This is a genomic window from Tenacibaculum ovolyticum DSM 18103 (genome assembly GCF_000430545.1).
GTDB lineage: Bacteria > Bacteroidota > Bacteroidia > Flavobacteriales > Flavobacteriaceae > Polaribacter > Polaribacter ovolyticus.
In genome coordinates this window covers 51,413-71,954 of sequence record NZ_AUMF01000017.1, presented here as the reverse complement: position 1 = coordinate 71,954, position 20,542 = coordinate 51,413, and the positions used below count along the sequence as shown (strand labels likewise).

The following is a 20,542-nucleotide window of genomic DNA, read 5'->3' as shown; positions in this document are numbered from 1 at the left end:
TAACAAAAAGTTTCGTTAAAAATCTGCATCTTTGTAGGTATGCAAATTTATCCAATAGAAACAGGGAATTTTAAATTAGATGGTGGCGCTATGTTTGGCGTAGTACCGAAAAGTATTTGGGAAAAAACAAACCCAGCAGACGATAAAAACATGATTTCAATGGGCATGCGTTGTATGCTTATTGAAGAAGGAGATAAACTTACGTTAATTGACACAGGAGTTGGGAATAAGCAATCAGATAAATTCTTTGGATATTATTACCTGTTTGGAGATTTTTCATTAGACATTTCACTTGCCAAATATGGTTTTCATAGAGATGATATTACCGATGTTTTTTTAACACATTTGCATTTTGATCACTGCGGAGGTGTAATTAAATGGAACAAAGATAAAACAGGGTATATGCCTGCTTTTAAAAATGCAAAAGTTTGGAGTAATGAAAATCATTGGAATTGGGCTGTAGCGCCTAATGCTCGCGAAAAAGCCTCATTTTTAAAAGAAAATATACAGCCGATAAAAGAAAACGGACAATTAAATTTTATTGATAAAAACATTGAAAACCAAGTAGGTTTTGATGTGTTGTTTATGGATGGGCATACTGAAAAACAAATGTTACCTAAAATTAATTACCAAGGTAAAACAATTGTTTTTATGGCTGATTTATTACCAACAGCAGGACACATACCATTACCTTATGTAATGGGATATGATACGAGACCATTACTTACCTTAGAAGAAAAAAGAATTTTTTTAAACGAAGCAGCAGATAATGATTTTTACTTGTTTTTAGAGCACGATGCTTACAACGAGTTAATTACAGTGAAGCACACAGAAAAAGGAGTACGTTTAAAAGAGAGTTATAAATTTACAGATATATTTAATTAAGATAAACATTATGAGAGTTTTGAAACCATTATTTTACTCAGCAATTGCAATTACTACATTAGTAGGTTGTTCATCAGTAAGTAAAGTGGCAGTACCAACAGGAAGTAATACTGTGGTAAGTATTTCAGCAAAGAAAGCTGAATTAACAGATTACGAAAAAGATAACTGGCAACATTTAGATTTGGCAACTGACACAATTCCTGGAATGAGTGTTAATAAAGCATATGATTTCTTAAAAGGAAAGAAAAGCACAACAATTATTGTTGGAGTTGTAGATTCTGGTACCGATTTAAAACATGAAGATTTAGTAGATGTTGCTTGGGTAAATACTAAAGAAATTGCAGGTAACGGAATTGATGATGATAAAAATGGATATGTTGATGATATTAATGGATGGAACTTTTTAGGGAAGTCATATAAAGAACACTTAGAATACGAACGTATTTTAATGAATCCATCAGTTGCTGATGCTAAAACTTTGGCAGAAGTAAAAGCATACCAAGCTAAAAAAGTAGAAGGAGCAAAAAAGACAAAAGAGAGTTACGAAAAAATGTTAAGTGGAGTAACAAAAGCAGATGTTGTTTTTAAAAAATATTTTGGAAAAGCTGATTATACAGTTAAAGAAATAGATGCGATTAATACTACAGATGAAAAATTAAAAAAGGCAATTAATACAGCAGAGTTTGCTAAGAGAAATGGACTTACTTTATCTGGTATCTCAAAAGCTTTAAAAGGAGAAGTTAAGAAAGCTAATGCAACTATTTCTGGTGAAAACTTAAAAACTGATTATCGTACAGTTGTAGGTGATAATGCTTATGATATTAATGATAAACCAGGTTCAGGAGATGGAAACATAGGGCACTCTAAAAAAGGAGAAGCACATGGTTCTCATGTTTCTGGTATTATTGGTGCAACTCGTAATAATGATAAAGGAATGAATGGTGTTGCCAATAATGTAAAAATGATGGCAGTACGTTCGGTATCTGACGGAGATGAATATGATAAAGATGTAGCTTTAGGTATTCGTTATGCTGTTGACAACGGAGCTAAAGTAATTAATACTAGTTTTGGGAAAGCTTTTTCACCAAATAAAGAATGGGTTTATAAAGCTTTAAAATATGCAGCCTCTAAAGATGTGTTAATTGTAAATGCAGCAGGAAATGATGGAAAGAATATTGATGTAGAAAAAACATTTCCTAATGATGCACCAGACTTAATAAACGAAGTATCAGATAATGTATTAACATTAGGAGCTATGAGCGCAAAGTATACTGAAGAATTACCAGCTGCTTTTTCTAATTATGGTAAAATAAATGTAGATGTTTTTGCACCAGGAGTACAAGTACATTCAACAACACCAGATGGTGAGTATAAAAAATTCAGCGGTACTTCAATGGCAGCACCTTCAGCTGCAGGTGTAGCTGCTTTAGTTCGTTCTTATTACCCAGAATTATCTGCAAGTCAAGTAAAGCATATTTTAATGAACTCTGGAACTAAGATAAACTTACAAGTAAATAAGCCAGGAACAGGAGGAAGATATGGGAAACCAGTAGAATTAGTTCCTTTTGCAAGTTTATCAGTATCAGGTCGTGTTGTAAACGCTTACAATGCTGTTAGAATGGCTGACAGAATGGTAAACGGTAAAAAATAAAAAAGTAATATAGAAAACAAAAAAAAGAGCATTATTTTGATGCTCTTTTTTTGTTATAAATAGAATTTATGCAGTTAGAGTTTAATAAGGAAAAAGAGCAAATAACCATTAAAGACGATGTACCAACACATTCTTGGTTAATTATGGTATTAATGTTAGTTAATATACTTAATATGAGTGTTCAGTTATTTTCTATGAGTTATCATAAGAATGAATTACTTTTTGTTTTTATGACATTACTAGCTGCAATATCAATAGCAGTAATGCTTTTTTACCTGTTAAAAAGATCTTGGAAAACTACCTATCAACTTTCTAAGATAAAAGGAGTAGAAACAAAGAAGGTGTTTGGTAGAGATCGTACTTTTTTAAAATTAGTTAACGGAAAAAAAAGAAGTTTTTCTATATTGAAAAACGAAAACGAATTAAACAACCTAAAAAATACACTAACCTCAATAGGAATTAAAACAATTTAAAATGAAAAAAATAATTTTAGGACTTTCATTATTGTCGGTTATTTCTTGCGCATCTACAAACGCAACAAATAATCATGAAGTTAAAGTACCAGTAAAAAAATCAACAAGTCAAAATTATTGGCAACAACACGTTGATTATACGATGGATATTGATATGAACGTAAAAACATATCAATATAAAGGAATACAAAAATTAGTGTATACAAATAATTCACCAGATGTATTAAACAAGGTATTTTATCATTTATACTTTAATGCGTTTCAACCAAACTCTCAAATGGATATCCGTTCGAGAAATATAAAAGACCCAGATAAAAGAGTTGGAGATAGAATTAGTAAGTTATCACCATCTGAAATTGGGTTTATTAAAATAGGTTCATTAAAACAAAACGGATCAGTTGTTAAACATGAAACAGTAGGTACAATTTTAGAAGTTACTTTAAATGAAGCAATCCAACCAGGAGAAAGTGTAACTTTCGATATGATTTTTGACGCTCAAGTACCAAAACAAATTCGTCGTTCAGGAAGAAATAATAAAGAAGGAGTTGCTTTATCTATGGCACAATGGTATCCTAAAATGGCTGAATATGACTTCGAAGGATGGCATACACCACCATATTTAGGACGTGAATTTCATGGAGTTTGGGGTAATTTTAATGTAACACTTCATATTGATAAAAACTATGTTGTTGGTGGTAGTGGATATGTTGAAAACCCACAAGAAGTAGGTCATGGTTATGAAGATAAAACAGCTGCATTAAATATTCCAGCAGGAAAAAAATTAACATGGAAATTTAAAGCGCCAAACGTACATGATTTTACATGGGCAGCAGATCCTGAATATATTCATGATACATTTAAGATGGATAACGGTATCGATTTACATTTTTTATATAAAAATACATTAAGCGATTTTTATAAAGAAAATTGGAAAAAACTACAGCCTAAAACAGCTGAGTTAATGACTTATTTTAGCAAGCATATTGGGCAATATCCTTACAAACAATATTCTGTTATACAAGGAGGAGATGGTGGTATGGAGTATGCAATGTGTACTTTAATTACAGGTAAACGTAAGTTTGGAAGTTTATTTGGTGTTACTGCTCATGAATTAGCACACACATGGTTTCAATTTTTGTTAGCAACTAATGAGAGTAAGCATTCTTGGATGGATGAGGGATTTACAACTTATATATCTAACAAAGCAGAAAATGAAATTTCAGGTAGAAATAAAGAGAATCCACATTCAGGTTCTTATAGAGGTTATAATTACGTTGTAACAAGTAAGTTAGAAGAGCCATTATCTACACATGCAGATAGGTTTCATACCAATACAGCTTATGGTATTGCAAGTTATTCAAAAGGAAATATTTTCTTATCACAATTAGAGTATATTATAGGTAAAGAAAATGTAGCAAAAACGTTAGAAAAATACTTTACAGATTTTTCATTTAAACATCCAGCTCCAAATGATATAAAGCGTACGGCAGAGAAAGTTTCAGGTATTCATTTAGATTGGTATTTAAACGAGTGGACTCAAACTACACATACAATTGATTACGGAGTAAAATCTGTAAACGGAAAAGAAGTTACATTAGAAAGAATAGGGCAAATGCCAATGCCTATAGATGTTACTGTGGTTTATACAGATGGTTCAAAAGAGTCATTTAACATTCCTTTACGTATGATGCGTGGCGAAAAACCAACAAGTGCAACAACGATTGAAGATTGGACATTCGCACATCCTACATATACATTTACAACATCAAAAACTGTAAAATCAGTAGAAATAGATCCGTCTAAATTAATGGCAGATATTAATCAAACGAATAATAGTTTTACTCAAGAATAGATATAAACTAAGCAATAATAAAAAAGGTTGAGAATTTTTCTCAACCTTTTTTTATTGAGTCAATAATTTTTTTTGAAGTTCTGATGGGGTTAATCCTGTTTGTTTTTTTACAAAAAGGCTAAAGTTAGAAGGACTATCGAAATTATAGTTATAAGCAATCTCTTTATAACTTAATTCTTTAAAAGCTAAGTCACGTTTAATATTAAGAATTAAAACATCGTGTATATGTTTTAAAGGTGTAGTATTTAATTCTTTTTTTACAATTTGAGTTAGTTTTTTACTTGATATATTTAATAGTTCAGCATATTCATTAATGCTTTTTTCAGTAATAAATTCATCAACTAATTCAGTAAACCCAGTAACTTTTTCAGTTATAGTATTTGCTCTGGTATTTTGGTTGTTAATATTTTCTTCTAATGAATATAAAAGAGTTGACAATAAGTGAATAGATTTCTCTTTAAAATAAGTTGATTTACTTTTCTGGATGTCAAGAATACGTTTTAATAAAATAAAAAAATCTTTGGTTTGGTTTTGATTTTCTTCATAAACTACAGAGGATTTTGAATAGCTTTTTAATAAAGAAAAGGTATTGGTAAAAAGCATTTCATTAGTAAACTGAATTAATAAGCCATCAGCTTCAATAAATCTTTTTACTAAATGTACTTGTTTGGGTTTTACAATATAACAACTATTATCTTTTATAGGTATGTTGTTAAAGTCGATAAGTTGATGACCACCACCTTTTTCAAAAAACAAAATTTCAAAATAATTATGTTTATGAATTGCATTAAAATCATATCCATTATTATAAGAAATAGGAGTTATATTAATATTGTAAGAAGTTTCTATATTATGAATAGGGATTTTCATAGGGGCAAATTCATAAGTTGTTTGCTGTTTTTAATAAGTTATATAAAGGTAGCGGGCTTTACTTTTGCTTCAAATTTTAAAACTTAAAAATAATGAAAAAATTAATTCTAGCATTTATATTATTAGTAACATTAAATATAAACGCACAAACTACATGGAAAGTAGATAAAGCACATTCTTCAATTATATTTTCAGTATCACATTTTATGATTTCTGAAGTAACAGGAAATTTTGGGAAATTTGATATTACTGCAAGTGCAAACGAAAAATTTGAAGCACCTAGTTTTGAGGTAACAATAGATGCAGCAACAATAAATACAAACCAATCAGGAAGAGATAATCATTTAAAATCTGCTGATTTTTTTGATGTTGCAAAGCATGCAAGTATTGTGTTTAAGAGTTCATCTTTTAAAAGCTTAGAAGGAAAAGAATTTGAAACTACAGGAAGTATTACCATTAAGGGAATTACTAAAGAAGTAGTTTTTAAAGGTAAATTAAATGGAGTAATTGATACTAAAAGCGGGAAAAAGAAAGCAGGTTTAAAGTTAGCTTCAGTAATTAAAAGAGAAGATTTTAATGTGGGAAAAGGAATGAATCCTGTAGGAAAAGAAGTGAATGTTACCATTAACATTGAAATGAATCAACAATAATCCCCGTTTTAAGGAAGTATTTGTATATACTTTTGTAGAGGCCAAAACTAATATAGTTTTTGGCCTTTTTTTTATTTAATGATTGTATTTTTAAAAAATGGAACAAGAAGTACTAGACTTTAACTTACTAACGATACTAGATGTATTATCAATAGCTACAGCTTTTATGTTGGGGTTACTTTTTATGACCTCTAAAACAAATAATAGAAAGGCAAATGTTTTTTTAGGTATGTTTTTATGGTCTTTATCTATTGAGGTACTTGATTCATTTATTCAAATTATAGATAATCTAGAAGTAAATTTATTACAGACTTCGTTATTTACAATTCCTTTCCTGTTCTTATATATAAACCAAACATTAAACAAAAAAAATACTTGGTATTTTTTATTGTTTTTTGTGCCAGGAATTTTTTTAAATAGTATTTCTTACGATGTCGATGCTTTTAAATATTTTGAATATCTATTCAATATTATCATATTGTTTTATGTTCTTAGAGTTTTAAAAAAACATAAAGAGAAAATTAACGATTTTTATTCTGAGATAGAAAATAAAACTTTGTCTTGGATTAAGGCAATTGTATATGTTTTTCTTTTTTTTCACTTACTATGGATTGTTGAGGATTTGGTTGGACTACAAAATGAAGAATTTATTCAGTATTTTGCATATGCATCTAATATTCTTACTTTTTTTATGATTTATTGGATTGGGTATAATGGGTTTTCACAGTCAGAAATGTTTATATCATCTTTATTTTTGGTAAAAGAAAAAGAAGAAGAAATTTCGGAGATTGGTATTTCTGAAACTTCAACACAGTTTTTAGAAATATCAGCAGCAATTCAACAGCGAAAATTATTCACAAAACCTAATTTAAATTTACGATCTCTCTCGGTTCAATTAAATATAAAAGAAAAAGAACTATCTAAGTTGATAAATTTACATACTCAAAATAACTTTTATCATTTTATAAATCAGTTTAAGGTAGATGAGTTTAAAAACTTACTATTATCAGAAAAAGCTACAAAACTGTCTCTTTTAGGAGTGGCAGAAGAAGCTGGTTTCTATTCGAAATCAACATTTTACACGGTGTTTAAAGCTGTTGAAGGAATGACTCCAAAACAATATCAAAATTTATTAAAAAAGTCCGAATAACCGCAGTCGGACTCTTCAATACGCATAATTAATAAGGGTGGCCGTTAATTTGCTGTTATCAATTTGTATAATGGTAAATAGCTTTTTTAACCCTTAAGTATTATGAAAGAAATAAAATCAGGAATAATTGTATTAGTTATAATGGCAATTACATGTTGCTCTACTAATACAGAGATTGTACCCAGTACATTTTCATTAGAAACATATTTAAAAGATAATGCTGATTATGTACATAACATTAACGGATTCTATATTGTAGGAAGTGCCGTGAGCCCAACGTCTAATGAAACTACTCCTGGAACAACTGCAAAAAATATCTTTGATCATAGTGTTCGTTTATTTAGTAGTTTTTTAGATCAAGATAATAACGGTGTTGTTGATGATGATAAAAAAGAATTAAATAAACAGCTTGCCGAAAAAACACTGTTTATTTCTGGTCCATTAAATATGGTTAACAAAATATCTGAAGCAAGTCAATTATCAAAAAAAGGGTTGTACGGTATGAGTATGCAAACAGATAATTGGCCTTATATAAAAAATTATAATGGAAAAGGTTGGACTGTTAATAAATTAAATTCATCCACTTGGAGGCCTGACGATTTTAATGCTTTATGGGAAGAAGTATTTCATACAATTACAGAAGCAATAAGTAGATCGGATAATAGTTTTGCTTTTACGGCTGGTAAAAAATTACGCGAACTTATGGATGCAGATATTGCAGCAAGTACTTATGATATTTCTGTACAAAATGCTGAAGAAAATGGGAACTACGATAAAATTACTGCAGTAAATGAATACATACATCAAATCTGGGCAATTAATTTTGCAAATCAGAACGTGGCATTAAATGCACACCAAAAAGAAGCATTACAATTTATGAAAGATAAAAAAGTACCAATGCAAGTAAATGCAGATTATGATAAAATAATAGGGACAAAAATTAAATAATAACATATAAATATGAAAAGATTAATGAATTTAGGAGCTATACTTATTAGTATAGTAACAATGAGTTGTGTGTCATGTTCAAATAATGATAATTCAATAGTTATTGATGGAGGAGTGATTAGTCAAGGAAATGATCCAAATTTTAAAATTGTAGTAAATAATGATGCAGATTTAACCAATTTCAATAGAAAAGTAGTCGTTTTTGGAATAGATATTTATGCGGCAAGTGGTGTTCAAGATAGCAAGTTATTACACGCAGCGAATGTAATGGCACAATATTTAGATAACAATGAGGATGGGGCTGTTGATAATCAATTAGTAATTGATAAAATGATAGAAAATAAAGCATTTTTGTTTTTGTGGAAAACTCAAAACGATATGCCGTCAAGTCCACCTTCAGGAAGATTAGGACAAGACTTAGGAGATGATGAAACTATTCCAGGTTTTGTTTCAGGAGGAAAAACAGGGCGTTTTGACGCTTCGTTAGAAGAGGTTTGGCATATAATTACACATGCAGGATATTCAAAAGCATATCCAAATATTTTTGGAGAAAATGCAGGTACATCATTAACAAATGCAATGGATGTTGCAAGAGGTGGTAATTTTACAACAATTCCAAGTTCTTATCCAGTAAATTCTTGGTATACTTATGATGATACAACCTGTACATACGATTGTCAAGCAACAGAATACTTTTATTGGGTAATGAGTTCTATTTTAGGAGGTCAAGTGAATAGATTAAGTGAAATTCAGCAAGAATGGAAATTAAATAATAAAATTAAAGTTCAAACTACCGATGCGGCGGTTTATGGTTTGTTAACAGACACTCAATATAAATTCCCAACAGTTTTACCAGACGGAACCTATAAGAGGTAATTTAATTACTAAAAGTAGGGTGTAAATAAAATAACTTGTTTTATTTATGTATTAAGTTTTTTAAAAATTACATTTCATCACTGAAGAAGAAATTGGAAATGTAATTTAAAACATTGTGTTCAAAGCACATACTTCGGTAGTTTCCTTAAAAAGGCAATTACAAAGTATGTGCTTTTTTATTTTATAAAATTAATTAAATCAAGAAAAAGATGAGAACAAAAAAAACATTATTAGTAATAATACTATTAACAATATTCATTGGTTGTAGTAATAACGATTCAAATATAAAAGATACACAAATTACTTTTGGAATTTTTAAAGTTTCGAGTAATAAAGAAACAGTAGAAATGAATGGAACCATCGGTAGTTCATCATTAGTGAATTTTGATAAACTATATTCTAAATACCCAAGTGTAAAAACAATAAATATTAAAAATTGCGATGGATCATCAGATGACGAAATAAATTTAAGGCTGTCTAAAAAAGTGTATGATTTAAATATAGACATTCATTTATTAGATAAAGCAGAAATTGCTTCTGGTGGCGTTGATTTTTTCTTAGCTGGAAAAAAACGAACTAGAGGTAATAATATAAAAATTGGAGTTCATTCTTGGGCTGGTGATAATGTAACAGCTACAGATTTTCCTGTAGGGCACACAAATCACTTACCATATATAAACTACTATAAATCTATTGGATTTACCGATGCGGAAGCTAAAGATTTCTACTACTTTACAATTAACGCAGCTTCTTCAACTAGCATTCATTGGATGACTGAAGAGGAAATTAAAACCTATAAGATGTTTTAGTTATAAATGATTAGAGAAGATCATAAAACCCTTTTTATTTATTTTGAAAGGGTTTCTTTTTATATATAAATCACGTCAACAATTTTGCTTAATTTTGCTGTTCAATTTCAACAGAAGATGTCAGAAGAAAAAAAATCACTTAATTTTTTAGAGCAAATTATTGAAGAGGATTTGGCAAACGGAATGCCAAAAGAAAATTTACGTTTTCGTTTTCCTCCAGAGCCTAACGGATATTTACATATCGGTCATACAAAAGCTATTGGAATTAGCTTTGGTTTAGGGCAAAAATACAATGCGCCAGTAAATTTGCGTTTTGATGATACAAATCCTGCTAAAGAAGAGCAAGAATATGTAGATGCGATAAAAAAAGATGTTACTTGGTTGGGGTATAAGTGGGAAAAAGAACTGTATTCATCTGATTATTTTCAACAATTATATGACTGGGCTGTTTTATTAATAAAAGACGGTAAGGCATATGTAGATAGTCAATCTTCTGAAGAAATGCGTGCTCAAAAAGGAACACCAACGCAAGTAGGAACAGATAGTCCTTTTAGAAATAGATCTGTAGAGGAAAACTTGGAATTATTCCAAGGAATGAAAGACGGAAAGTTTAAAGAAGGAGAGCACACTTTACGAGCAAAAATTGACATGGCAGATGACAACATGTTAATGAGAGATCCTTTAATGTATAGAATTATGTTTAAATCTCATCATAGAACAGGTTCAGATTGGTGTATTTATCCGATGTATGATTGGACACATGGTGAGAGTGATTATTTAGAGCAAATATCACATTCATTATGTTCGTTAGAGTTTAAACCTCACAGAAAATTATACAATTGGTTTCGTGATAACGTTTACGAGTACAGTAAATCAGAATTTGTAAATCCACCAAAACAAAGAGAGTTTTCTCGATTAAACTTAAGCTATACTATTATGAGTAAGCGTAAGTTATTAAAGTTGGTTGAAGAAGGTGTTGTAAATGGATGGGATGACCCGAGAATGCCAACAATTTCTGGATTAAGAAGACGAGGATATACACCAGCGTCAATTCGTAATTTTATAGAAACAGTTGGGGTATCTAAAAGAGAAAATATTATTGATGTTTCTTTATTGGAATTTAAAATTCGTGAAGATTTAAATAAAACAGCTAACAGAGTAATGGGAGTTTTAGATCCTGTTAAAGTAATTATTGATAATTATCCTGAAGACAGAGAAGAAATTTTAATAGCTGAAAATAATCCTGAAGATGAAAATTCAGGTACAAGAATAGTTCCGTTTTCAAGAGAAATTTATATTGAGCGAGAAGACTTTAGAGAGGAAGCAAATAAAAAATTCTTCCGATTGAAATTAGGAAAAGAAGTTCGTTTAAAAAATGCCTACTTTATTACGGCAACGAGTTGTGAAAAAGATGAAAACGGAGAAATAACTGTAATTCATTGTACATACGACCCGTTAACAAAATCTGGAAGTAATACTGAAGAAAGTAAACGTAAAGTAAAAGGAACTTTGCATTGGGTTTCTGTAAAACATGCGGTGAAAGCTGAGGTAAGAGCGTATGATAGATTGTTTTTAGATGAAGCTCCAGATTCACATAAAGAGAAAGACTATATGGATTTTGTAAATCCAAATTCTTTAGAGAAAATCACTGCTTTTGTAGAACCAAGTTTACAAACAGCAAAAGTAGGAGAGCAATTTCAGTTTCAACGTTTAGGTTATTTTAATGTTGATGACGATTCAACTTCAGAAAATTTAGTATTTAATAAAACTGTTGGGTTAAGAGATAATTGGGCAAAAAAGAACTAAAATAAAATAGTAAAAACTTTAATTTTAACACCTCATAATTTATGAAATTATGAGGTGTTTTTTTATAACAAAAATCCATTTTCCATTTTCGATAGATTATGTATCTTTACTGATTAAGTAAAGTTATGATGAAAAAGTTTATCTAACTGAAAATCAATAATAAAAAATGTTTTTTGATACTGGGATAAATCAGATTTAAAAAATGTTTTAAAAAATATACTATTTTATGAGTTGTAACAGTTGTTCAACTAGCAAAGACGGGGTTCCTGGAGGTTGCAAAAGCAATGGGAATTGTGCGTCAGGTACCTGTGGAAGTGGAAATAAACTTGCTGTTTTTGATTGGTTATCGAATATGACTTTACCTACGGGTGAAGCACCATTTAATATTTTTGAAGTCCGATTTAAAAACGGACGAAAACATTTTTATAAAAATACCGAAAAGTTAACCATTTCTATGGGTGATGTAATTGCTGTAGAAGGATCTTCTGGGCATGATATTGGTATTGTTGCATTAGCAGGAGAACTTGTGAAAGTTCAAATGAAGAAACGAAAAGTTGCAGCAGATAGTGAGGATGTAAAAAAAATTTACAGAAAGGCAACACAAAAAGATATTGATATTTGGCATGCAGCCAGAGATAAAGAACAAGAAACACAACGGAAAGGAAGAGAAATTATTAGTCGATTAGAACTAAAAATGAAACTTTCAGATGTAGAGTATCAAGGAGATGGAACAAAAGCTACTTTTTATTATACGGCAGATGAACGTGTAGATTTTCGTCAGTTAATTAGAGATTTAGCAGGAACTTTTTCTATACGAGTAGAAATGCGTCAAGTAGGTATGCGTCAAGAAGCAGCACGTTTAGGAGGTGTTGGGTCATGTGGTAGAGAATTGTGTTGTTCAACTTGGTTAACCGATTTTAGAAAAGTAAATACAGCAGCAGCTCGTTATCAACAGTTGTCATTAAATCCATTAAAATTAGCAGGACAATGTGGTAAATTAAAATGCTGTTTAAACTTTGAGTTAGATACTTATTTAGATGCACTACAGAGTTTTCCGAAACAAGATAAAATACTTAAAACAGAAAAAGGGGATGCCGTTTTTGTTAAAATGGACATCTTTAAAAAGATACTTTGGTATACTTACAAAGAAGAAAGTTTTAAGTGGTTTCGAATATCATTAGAGCAGGTTCAAGAAATTATTGAATTAAATAAAAACAATGAACTAGCTTTACCATTAGATGAGTATGAATTAGAAGCAGTTTTAGAACCAATTGTTGATTTTGAAAATGTTGTAGGTCAAGATAGTTTAACCCGTTTTGATGCACCAAAAAAATCACGAAATAATAATAGAAGGAAATCTAGAAAACCAGTAAATAAAATAGAAGGAAATCAACTTTCAGAAGCAAAATCAAATAGAAAGCCGCAAAGAAAGCCAGTAAATAAAAAGGAAGATAATAAACCTGCTGTTAGAAAACCTCAAAGAAAACCGGTAAATAAAAAAGAAGGAAATAAACCTTCAGAAGCAAAACCGATTAGAAAGCCTCAAAGGAAGCCAGTAAATAAAAAAGAAGGAAATCAGCCATCAGAAACAAAACCAAATAGAAGGCCTCAAAGGAAGCCTCAGAATAAGGAGGTAAATAAAAATTCTGAAACTAAAAATGTTGAGAATAAGAAGCCAAAACCTAGGCCTAACCCTAGAGCAAATAAACCAAAACCTCAAAAAGAAGTAAAAGAGAACAATGCTCAGTCTCAAAATAAACAAACAAATAGCCCGAAAAAGAATAATAACCAACGAAGAAAAAAACCAAATACAAACAAACCCAAGGATACAAAAAATGAAAAGGAGTAGTATATTTATACTTTTTTTAACAATTTTTATGATTGTTTCATGCGATTCTGGCAGAATATATGATGAATATATTACGTTGCCTAAAAGTTCATGGAGCAAGAGGAATGTAGTTACATTTACTTTCCCTATAAAAGATTCTATTAAAAAGAAAAACCTTTTTATAAATCTTAGAAACAATAAAAATTATAATTACAGTAATTTGTTTTTAATAACTCAAATGAATTTTCCAGATGGTCAAATTATTGTTGATACTTTAGAATATAACATGACGGATGTTACAGGTAAGTTTTTAGGAAAAGGAATTACTGATGTTAAAGAAAATAAACTTTTTTATAAAGAAAACATAACATTCCCGAGTAAAGGAAATTATACCTTAAAAATTCGACAAGCCATGAGAAAAAATGGTAATGTAGATGGAATTGAGGAACTTGAAGGTGTTTCTCACGTTGGATTTAGAATTGAAAAAATACAAAAATGACAAAGAAAAAGACAAGTACAAACACAAATAATTTTAGTAAATATATCAAATGGTTTTGGAGCATTCTATTAGGTGGCTTTTGTATTATTTGCCTATTGTTTTTATTAGCTTCTTGGGGAATATTTGGAGAATTACCTTCCTTTGAAGAATTAGAAAATCCTAAAAGTGATTTAGCAACAGAAGTGATTTCGTCAGATGGAAAAACACTAGGTAAATACTATGTAAAAGCTAATAGAACACCAATTAAGTACAACGACTTACCAAAAAATTTAATAAAAGCATTAGTAGCTACCGAAGACGAACGTTTTTATGAACATTCAGGTATCGATTTTAGAGGTTTAGCTAGGGCTCTTTCTAAATTAGGAACAGAAGGAGGAGCAAGTACAATAACACAACAGTTAGCAAAAAATCTTTTTAATAAAGGAGGTTCAAGCAATAAAATTAAAAGACTTACCCAAAAACTAAAAGAATGGGTAGTTGCAGTTAAATTAGAGCGTCAATATACTAAAGAAGAAATAGCAACGATGTATTTAAATACACAAGGTTTTCTTTTTAATGCAACTGGTATTCGTTCTGCCGCACGTATCTATTTTGGTAAAGAACCTAAAGAATTAGATATGCAAGAATCGGCTATTTTAGTAGCAATGTTAAAAAACCCGAGACAATACAACCCATATAGAGAACGATCTAAAAAAAAATCATTACAGCGTAGAAATGTGGTATTTGCTCAAATGGCAAAAAACGATATTATAACACAAAAAGAAAAAGATTCGTTACAAAAACTACCTTTAAAAATTAGCTTTACACCAGAGAGTCACAGTGATGGATTAGCAACATATTTTAGAGAAAATTTAAAACAACGGTTAAAAAAATGGGCAAAAGAAAACCCAAAGGATAACGGAGAATTTTATAATATTTATAAAGATGGATTAAAAATTCATGTTACTATTGATTCTCGTATGCAAAGGTATGCTGAAGAAGCAAGTAGAGAACATATGGCAAATCTTCAATCTTTTTTCTTTAAAGAACAAAAGAGAAATAAGAATGCTCCTTTTTATGATATAGATAAAAGATCAATTACGGGAATTATGAAACGAGGAAAACGAAACTCAGATCGTTATAAACGTTTAAAATCGGCAGGGAAAAGTGAAGCAGAAATTGAAAAATCGTTTAATACAGATGTAGACATGCGTGTTTTTTCTTGGAAAGGAGAAATAGATACCGTTATGACACCTTACGATTCTATACGTTATTATAAACATTTTTTACGATCAGGTTTAGTTTCTATAGAGCCGCAAACAGGTCATATTAAAGCATGGGTGGGAGGTATTAGTCATAAATATTTTAAATATGATGCGGTAGAACAGCAAAAACGTCAAGTAGGTTCTACTTTTAAGCCTTTTGTATACGCAACAGCAATTAATCAGTTAAAAATGTCACCTTGTGATAAGTTGCCGAATGTTTTATATACAATTCCGAAAGAAAAATATGGAATGCCAAAAGATTGGACCCCTAAAAATGCAGATAATAAATACGGTAAAGAATTAACCTTAAAAGCAGCATTAGCAAATTCGGTAAATGTTATAACTGCACAATTAATAGATAAAGTATCGCCAATAAATGTAGCACGTTTAGCTAGATCTGCAGGGATCAAATCAACAATTGAAGCAAATCCTTCTATTGCTTTAGGTGCGGTAGATTTATCGTTAATAGAAATGGCAAGTGCTTATTCAACTTTTGCAAACAAAGGGTTACGTGTTAGTCCGATGATGATTACTCGAATAGAAGATAAAAACGGAACTGTTTTAGAAGAATTTGTACCTGAGACAAAAGAAGTGGTAAGTGAAGAGTCGGCTTATGTAGTATTAGATTTATTAAAAGGAGTAACAACTGGTGGTTCTGGAGTACGTTTACGTACACAATGGAAAAAAGCTGATTATATTACTGGGCATCCTTATAAATTTACGAACCCTATTGCAGGAAAAACAGGAACAACACAAAATCAATCAGACGGTTGGTTTATGGGAATTGTACCTAATTTAGCAACAGGAGTTTGGACAGGAGGTGAAGATAGAGCAACGCATTTTGCAGGAATAGGAAAAGGGCAAGGAGCATCAATGTCATTACCAACATGGGCATTGTTTATGCAAAAATGTTATGCAGATGAAAGCTTAAATATAAGTAAGAAAGACTTTGAAAAACCTTCAGGGAAACTTTCTATAAAAATTAACTGTAACGAAGTTGAAAAAACTGAAGATGGTGGAGAAGGAGATACAGATTTTTAAGTAATTTTTTTAAACAAACAACTACAATGATAAATAAAAAAGTAAATAACGTACAAGAAGCAGTTGCTGGTGTAAAAGACGGCATGACATTGATGTTAGGTGGTTTCGGTTTGTGTGGAATACCAGAGAATGCTATTGCTGAATTAGTAAAAATAGAGGTAAAGGAAGTTACTTGTATCTCTAATAACGCAGGAGTAGATGATTTTGGCTTAGGTTTATTATTACAAAATCGTCAAATTAAAAAAATGATTTCTTCTTACGTCGGGGAAAACGATGAATTTGAGCGTCAAATGCTTTCTGGAGAATTAGAGGTAGAATTAACTCCACAAGGTACTTTAGCTGAAAAGTGTAGAGCAGCACAAGCAGGTTTTCCTGCATTTTATACACCAGCTGGTTACGGAACAGAAGTTGCAGAAGGTAAAGAAACACGTGAGTTTGATGGGAAAATGTATGTGTTAGAACCAGCTTTTAAAGCAGATTATTCATTTGTAAAAGCATGGAAAGGAGATACGGCAGGAAACTTAATATTTAAAGGAACTGCACGTAATTTTAATCCAAATATGTGTGGAGCGGCAACCATTACAGTAGCAGAAGTTGAAGAATTAGTCCCAGCAGGAACATTAGATCCAAATCAAATACACATTCCAGGTATTTTTGTTCAACGTATTTTTCAAGGAGACAAATATGAGAAAAGAATTGAGCAACGAACTGTAACACCTAAATTGTAATAAAATGGCATTAACAAAACAACAAATAGCACAAAGAATAGCTAAAGAATTACAAGATAAATGGTATGTTAATTTAGGAATTGGAATACCAACTTTAGTAGCAAATTACATTCCTGAAGGAATTGAAGTAGAATTTCAATCAGAAAACGGGTTATTAGGTATGGGACCATTTCCTGTAGAAGGAACTGAAGATGCAGATTTAATAAATGCAGGAAAACAAACAGTTACTGTTTTAGATGGAGGATCTATTTTTGATTCTGCGACAAGTTTTTCTATGATACGCGGTAAACACGTTCAATTAACAGTTTTAGGAGCAATGGAAGTTGCACAAAACGGTGATATTGCTAACTGGAAAATTCCAGGAAAAATGGTAAAAGGAATGGGAGGAGCGATGGATTTAGTAGCATCTGCCGATAATATTATTGTTGCAATGATGCATACTAATAAACGTGGTGAATCTAAAATACTAAAAGAATGTTCTTTGCCATTAACAGGTGTTGGTTGTGTAACTAAAGTAGTTACTAATTTAGCCGTGTTAGAAGTAAAAGATAGTGCTTTTCATTTATTAGAAAGAGCTCCAGGTGTTTCTGTTGAAGAAATTCAAGCAGCAACCGAAGGTACTTTAATTGTAAATGGAGAAATTCCTGAAATGAACATTTAAGATAGATTTTTTTAGATTAAATGATACAATTAATAAAAAAGATACATAGAATTATTTATCCTATTTTAACAGTGTTTTTCTTGTTAATTCTAGATCGAGTATTCCATGTAGAACCAGATTGGGTTCGAATAGCAGTAGCAATTGCTTTAGGATATTTTTTATCACCAAGAAAAAAAATAATTCAAACAGAATTAGGAGAAAAGAAACAATTAACGTGGATTTTTCTTAAAAAACCAATATTTCTAGATTAATGAAAATAATCTCATATAACGTAAACGGAATTAGAGCCGCTTTAAAAAAAGGATTTATAGATTGGTTAAAATCTGCTAATCCAGATGTGATTTGTATTCAAGAAACCAAAGCACATAAAGAACAGTTAGATGTAACGGAGTTTGAAGATGCAGGTTATCCTTACCATTATTGGTTTTCAGCACAAAAAAAGGGGTACTCATCAGTAGCTGTTTTTTGTAAAGAAGAACCAAAACATATTGAATATGGAACAAGTATTGAATCGATGGATTTTGAAGGTAGAAACCTTCGTGTAGATTTTGATGAAGTCTCTGTAATGAGTATGTACTTACCATCAGGTACAAACGCTGCTAGGTTAGATTATAAGTTCAATTATATGGATGAGATCTTGGCATATGCAACTGAGTTAAAAAAAACGATTCCGAATTTAGTTATTTGTGGAGATTATAATATTTGTCATGAAGCGATAGATATTCATAACCCAAAAATGAAAGGAGTATCTGGTTTTTTACCAGAAGAACGAGAATGGCTTACTAAGTTTATTGACAGCGGATTTACAGATAGTTTTCGATTTTTAAACCCAGAAAGACAAGAATATTCTTGGTGGAGTTATCGTGCAAACTCTAGAGCAAATAATAAAGGGTGGCGTTTAGATTACGCAATGGTTTCTGAGCCATTACAACGTAAAATTGCGAGAGCATATATTTTAACCGAAGCAAAACATTCAGATCATTGCCCGATTGTTGTTGAATTAGATTTATAAAAAAAACATGAGATACTTACTATTACTACTTTTTACTACTTCTTTTTTCGCTCAGCAAACAACAGATAGTACTTCTGTAAAGAAAGAAAATACAACAATAGTTATCGACTCGATTTTGGTCGTAAAAGATTCTATTAAACCAAAACAAACCGTTGGGTTATTTTCTGATACTGATTTAAAAATTATTGATAGTTTATTAATTGAAGAGAAATTTAATTCATCATTATTTGATAGTATTCAATATGTAATTAATGATAAAGATATTATTGGTAATACAACAACAATACTTTCTACAGATTTATTAAAAAAACGATTAAATGAGTTAAACTTAAAAACACCGTTTCATTTAGCGTACAACCCAGCATTAGAAAAAGTAATAAATAGTTATCTTAAGTACCGTAAAAAATATTACCCTGCTTTAATGGCAAGAGCACAGTATTATTTTCCGATGTTTGAACAGTATTTAGATCAATTTGATGTTCCGTTAGAAATGAAATATTTAGCGATTGTAGAGTCTGCTTTACGACCAGCAGCTAAATCGAGAGTAGGAGCAACTGGACTATGGCAATTTATGTATGGTACAGGAATTCAATTTGATTTAAAAGTCAATTCGTATGTTGATGAAAGACAAAACCCTGTAAAAGCAACAATAGCCGCTTGTAAATATTTGAGTAGACTATATAAGATTTTTGGAGATTGGGATTTAGCTTTGGCAGCCTATAATTCAGGACCAGGAAATGTTTCAAAAGCAATAAAACGATCAGGAGGTTACCGAAATTACTGGAATATTAGACCATATTTACCTCGTGAAACAGCAGGATATGTACCAGCATTTTATGCAACAATGTATATTTTTGAGCATGCAGAAGAACATGGAATTTACCCTAAATCACCAGATATTTTCCATTTTGAAACTGATACTGTTCAAATAAAGAGAACAATTAGTTTCGATCAAATATCAGAAAAAACGAAAATTGACGCTGAATTAATTTCATTCTTAAATCCATCGTATAAGCTAGATGTCATTCCGTATGTAAAAGATAAAAATTACGCAGTTAGATTGCCTCGAAGAAGCATGATAGATTTTCTTGATAAAGAGAAGGATATCTATTTATTAGCTAATGAAGATGATAACAAAAGAGAGAAACCATTACCAAAGTATTTTGAGATGGATAGGCGTACACGCTACAAAGTACGTAGTGGTGATTATTTAGGTAAGATAGCTAATAAATTTGGAGTAAGAGTTAGCGATATAAAACGTTGGAACGGTATGAGAAGTCACCGTTTAAAAATAGGACAACGTTTAAGTATTTATCCTAAAAGAATGGTTAAGACAAAGAAAGCGCTTAAAAAGAAATACAAACTTCCAACAGGAAAGCATGAGGTTTATGTTGTGCAAAATGGAGATTCGTTATGGACAATATCTAAGAAATACCCGTCAGTTTCTATAGAGCAAATAAAAAAATGGAACAATATTTGGAGTGTAAAAAGTCTAAAGCCAGGAATGAAGCTTAAAATTTTTAAAGGTTAAAAATACTACTAAACATTATAAAAAATAA

At 30.6% G+C, this 20,542-nt stretch carries 19 protein-coding genes; 18 read left to right on the top strand and 1 reads right to left on the bottom strand.

What is annotated here, in order from left to right:
- The first annotated feature begins 39 nt into the window (after positions 1-39).
- The 4 genes from H518_RS0106460 to H518_RS0106445 all read left to right on the top strand — a co-directional run bounded on the left by H518_RS0106460 (position 40) and on the right by H518_RS0106445 (position 4,861).
- Positions 40-885: an MBL fold metallo-hydrolase gene (locus H518_RS0106460; protein WP_028888301.1), complete on the top strand. Its 846-nt coding sequence runs from the start codon at positions 40-42 to the stop codon at positions 883-885.
- A gap of 10 nt (positions 886-895) precedes the next feature.
- The gene (locus H518_RS0106455) at positions 896-2,536 is read left to right on the top strand and encodes a S8 family serine peptidase (RefSeq protein WP_028888300.1); all 1,641 of its coding nucleotides are present in this window, start codon (positions 896-898) and stop codon (positions 2,534-2,536) included.
- 68 nt (positions 2,537-2,604) lie between these two features.
- Positions 2,605-3,009, top strand: a complete 405-nt coding sequence (locus H518_RS0106450; protein ID WP_028888299.1) for a hypothetical protein — start codon at positions 2,605-2,607, stop codon at positions 3,007-3,009.
- Position 3,010: 1 nt separating this feature from the next.
- The gene (locus H518_RS0106445; protein WP_028888298.1) at positions 3,011-4,861 is read left to right on the top strand and encodes a M1 family metallopeptidase; all 1,851 of its coding nucleotides are present in this window, start codon (positions 3,011-3,013) and stop codon (positions 4,859-4,861) included.
- 51 nt (positions 4,862-4,912) lie between these two features.
- On the opposite strand, the gene H518_RS20430 is transcribed toward H518_RS0106445, so the two are convergent.
- Positions 4,913-5,731, bottom strand: a complete 819-nt coding sequence (locus tag H518_RS20430; RefSeq protein WP_028888297.1) for a helix-turn-helix domain-containing protein — start codon at positions 5,729-5,731, stop codon at positions 4,913-4,915.
- A 92-nt stretch (positions 5,732-5,823) separates the two neighbouring features.
- Between H518_RS20430 and H518_RS0106435 the strand changes: the two genes are divergently transcribed.
- The 14 genes from H518_RS0106435 to H518_RS19385 all read left to right on the top strand — a co-directional run bounded on the left by H518_RS0106435 (position 5,824) and on the right by H518_RS19385 (position 20,514).
- Positions 5,824-6,381 carry a YceI family protein gene (locus H518_RS0106435; protein ID WP_028888296.1) on the top strand — a complete coding sequence of 186 codons (558 nt, stop codon included), beginning with the start codon at positions 5,824-5,826 and terminating at the stop codon, positions 6,379-6,381.
- A gap of 97 nt (positions 6,382-6,478) precedes the next feature.
- Positions 6,479-7,531 carry a helix-turn-helix domain-containing protein gene (locus H518_RS0106430; protein WP_028888295.1) on the top strand — a complete coding sequence of 351 codons (1,053 nt, stop codon included), beginning with the start codon at positions 6,479-6,481 and terminating at the stop codon, positions 7,529-7,531.
- A gap of 102 nt (positions 7,532-7,633) precedes the next feature.
- Entirely contained in the window at positions 7,634-8,479 is an 846-nt protein-coding gene (locus tag H518_RS0106425) for a hypothetical protein (protein ID WP_028888294.1), read from the top strand.
- A gap of 12 nt (positions 8,480-8,491) precedes the next feature.
- Entirely contained in the window at positions 8,492-9,355 is an 864-nt protein-coding gene (locus H518_RS19395) for a hypothetical protein (RefSeq protein ID WP_043706637.1), read from the top strand.
- Positions 9,356-9,564: 209 nt separating this feature from the next.
- On the top strand, positions 9,565-10,164 hold the full coding sequence (locus H518_RS19390) for a hypothetical protein (protein ID WP_051263690.1): 600 nt from the start codon (positions 9,565-9,567) through the stop codon (positions 10,162-10,164).
- 117 nt (positions 10,165-10,281) lie between these two features.
- Entirely contained in the window at positions 10,282-11,970 is a 1,689-nt protein-coding gene (locus H518_RS0106410) for a glutamine--tRNA ligase/YqeY domain fusion protein (RefSeq protein ID WP_028888293.1), read from the top strand.
- A 226-nt stretch (positions 11,971-12,196) separates the two neighbouring features.
- A complete protein-coding gene (ricT, locus tag H518_RS0106405) occupies positions 12,197-13,819 on the top strand; it encodes a regulatory iron-sulfur-containing complex subunit RicT (RefSeq protein WP_028888292.1) in 1,623 nt (540 codons plus the stop codon).
- Positions 13,806-14,297: a gliding motility lipoprotein GldH gene (locus H518_RS0106400; protein ID WP_081411158.1), complete on the top strand. Its 492-nt coding sequence runs from the start codon at positions 13,806-13,808 to the stop codon at positions 14,295-14,297. Before ricT ends, H518_RS0106400 begins: the two co-directional genes overlap by 14 nt.
- On the top strand, positions 14,294-16,582 hold the full coding sequence (locus tag H518_RS0106395) for a transglycosylase domain-containing protein (RefSeq protein ID WP_028888290.1): 2,289 nt from the start codon (positions 14,294-14,296) through the stop codon (positions 16,580-16,582). The genes H518_RS0106400 and H518_RS0106395 overlap by 4 nt, the downstream gene beginning before the upstream one ends.
- A gap of 26 nt (positions 16,583-16,608) precedes the next feature.
- Positions 16,609-17,310: a CoA transferase subunit A gene (locus H518_RS0106390; protein ID WP_028888289.1), complete on the top strand. Its 702-nt coding sequence runs from the start codon at positions 16,609-16,611 to the stop codon at positions 17,308-17,310.
- Between the two features lie 4 nt (positions 17,311-17,314).
- Positions 17,315-17,971 carry a CoA transferase subunit B gene (locus H518_RS0106385; protein ID WP_028888288.1) on the top strand — a complete coding sequence of 219 codons (657 nt, stop codon included), beginning with the start codon at positions 17,315-17,317 and terminating at the stop codon, positions 17,969-17,971.
- Between the two features lie 20 nt (positions 17,972-17,991).
- A complete protein-coding gene (locus H518_RS0106380; protein ID WP_028888287.1) occupies positions 17,992-18,222 on the top strand; it encodes a hypothetical protein in 231 nt (76 codons plus the stop codon).
- Positions 18,222-18,983: an exodeoxyribonuclease III gene (locus tag H518_RS0106375; protein ID WP_028888286.1), complete on the top strand. Its 762-nt coding sequence runs from the start codon at positions 18,222-18,224 to the stop codon at positions 18,981-18,983. Before H518_RS0106380 ends, H518_RS0106375 begins: the two co-directional genes overlap by 1 nt.
- 7 nt (positions 18,984-18,990) lie before the next feature.
- Positions 18,991-20,514: a lytic transglycosylase domain-containing protein gene (locus H518_RS19385; protein ID WP_028888285.1), complete on the top strand. Its 1,524-nt coding sequence runs from the start codon at positions 18,991-18,993 to the stop codon at positions 20,512-20,514.
- Positions 20,515-20,542 lie beyond the last annotated feature (28 nt).

Coding starts and splice junctions, on each gene's coding strand:
- H518_RS0106460 (WP_028888301.1), top strand. CDS start 40: ATGCAAATTTATCCAATAGAAACAGGGAATTTTAAATTAGATGGTGGC.
- H518_RS0106455 (WP_028888300.1), top strand. CDS start 896: ATGAGAGTTTTGAAACCATTATTTTACTCAGCAATTGCAATTACTACA.
- H518_RS0106450 (WP_028888299.1), top strand. CDS start 2,605: ATGCAGTTAGAGTTTAATAAGGAAAAAGAGCAAATAACCATTAAAGAC.
- H518_RS0106445 (WP_028888298.1), top strand. CDS start 3,011: ATGAAAAAAATAATTTTAGGACTTTCATTATTGTCGGTTATTTCTTGC.
- H518_RS20430 (WP_028888297.1), bottom strand. CDS start 5,731: ATGAAAATCCCTATTCATAATATAGAAACTTCTTACAATATTAATATA.
- H518_RS0106435 (WP_028888296.1), top strand. CDS start 5,824: ATGAAAAAATTAATTCTAGCATTTATATTATTAGTAACATTAAATATA.
- H518_RS0106430 (WP_028888295.1), top strand. CDS start 6,479: ATGGAACAAGAAGTACTAGACTTTAACTTACTAACGATACTAGATGTA.
- H518_RS0106425 (WP_028888294.1), top strand. CDS start 7,634: ATGAAAGAAATAAAATCAGGAATAATTGTATTAGTTATAATGGCAATT.
- H518_RS19395 (WP_043706637.1), top strand. CDS start 8,492: ATGAAAAGATTAATGAATTTAGGAGCTATACTTATTAGTATAGTAACA.
- H518_RS19390 (WP_051263690.1), top strand. CDS start 9,565: ATGAGAACAAAAAAAACATTATTAGTAATAATACTATTAACAATATTC.
- H518_RS0106410 (WP_028888293.1), top strand. CDS start 10,282: ATGTCAGAAGAAAAAAAATCACTTAATTTTTTAGAGCAAATTATTGAA.
- ricT (WP_028888292.1), top strand. CDS start 12,197: ATGAGTTGTAACAGTTGTTCAACTAGCAAAGACGGGGTTCCTGGAGGT.
- H518_RS0106400 (WP_081411158.1), top strand. CDS start 13,806: ATGAAAAGGAGTAGTATATTTATACTTTTTTTAACAATTTTTATGATT.
- H518_RS0106395 (WP_028888290.1), top strand. CDS start 14,294: ATGACAAAGAAAAAGACAAGTACAAACACAAATAATTTTAGTAAATAT.
- H518_RS0106390 (WP_028888289.1), top strand. CDS start 16,609: ATGATAAATAAAAAAGTAAATAACGTACAAGAAGCAGTTGCTGGTGTA.
- H518_RS0106385 (WP_028888288.1), top strand. CDS start 17,315: ATGGCATTAACAAAACAACAAATAGCACAAAGAATAGCTAAAGAATTA.
- H518_RS0106380 (WP_028888287.1), top strand. CDS start 17,992: ATGATACAATTAATAAAAAAGATACATAGAATTATTTATCCTATTTTA.
- H518_RS0106375 (WP_028888286.1), top strand. CDS start 18,222: ATGAAAATAATCTCATATAACGTAAACGGAATTAGAGCCGCTTTAAAA.
- H518_RS19385 (WP_028888285.1), top strand. CDS start 18,991: ATGAGATACTTACTATTACTACTTTTTACTACTTCTTTTTTCGCTCAG.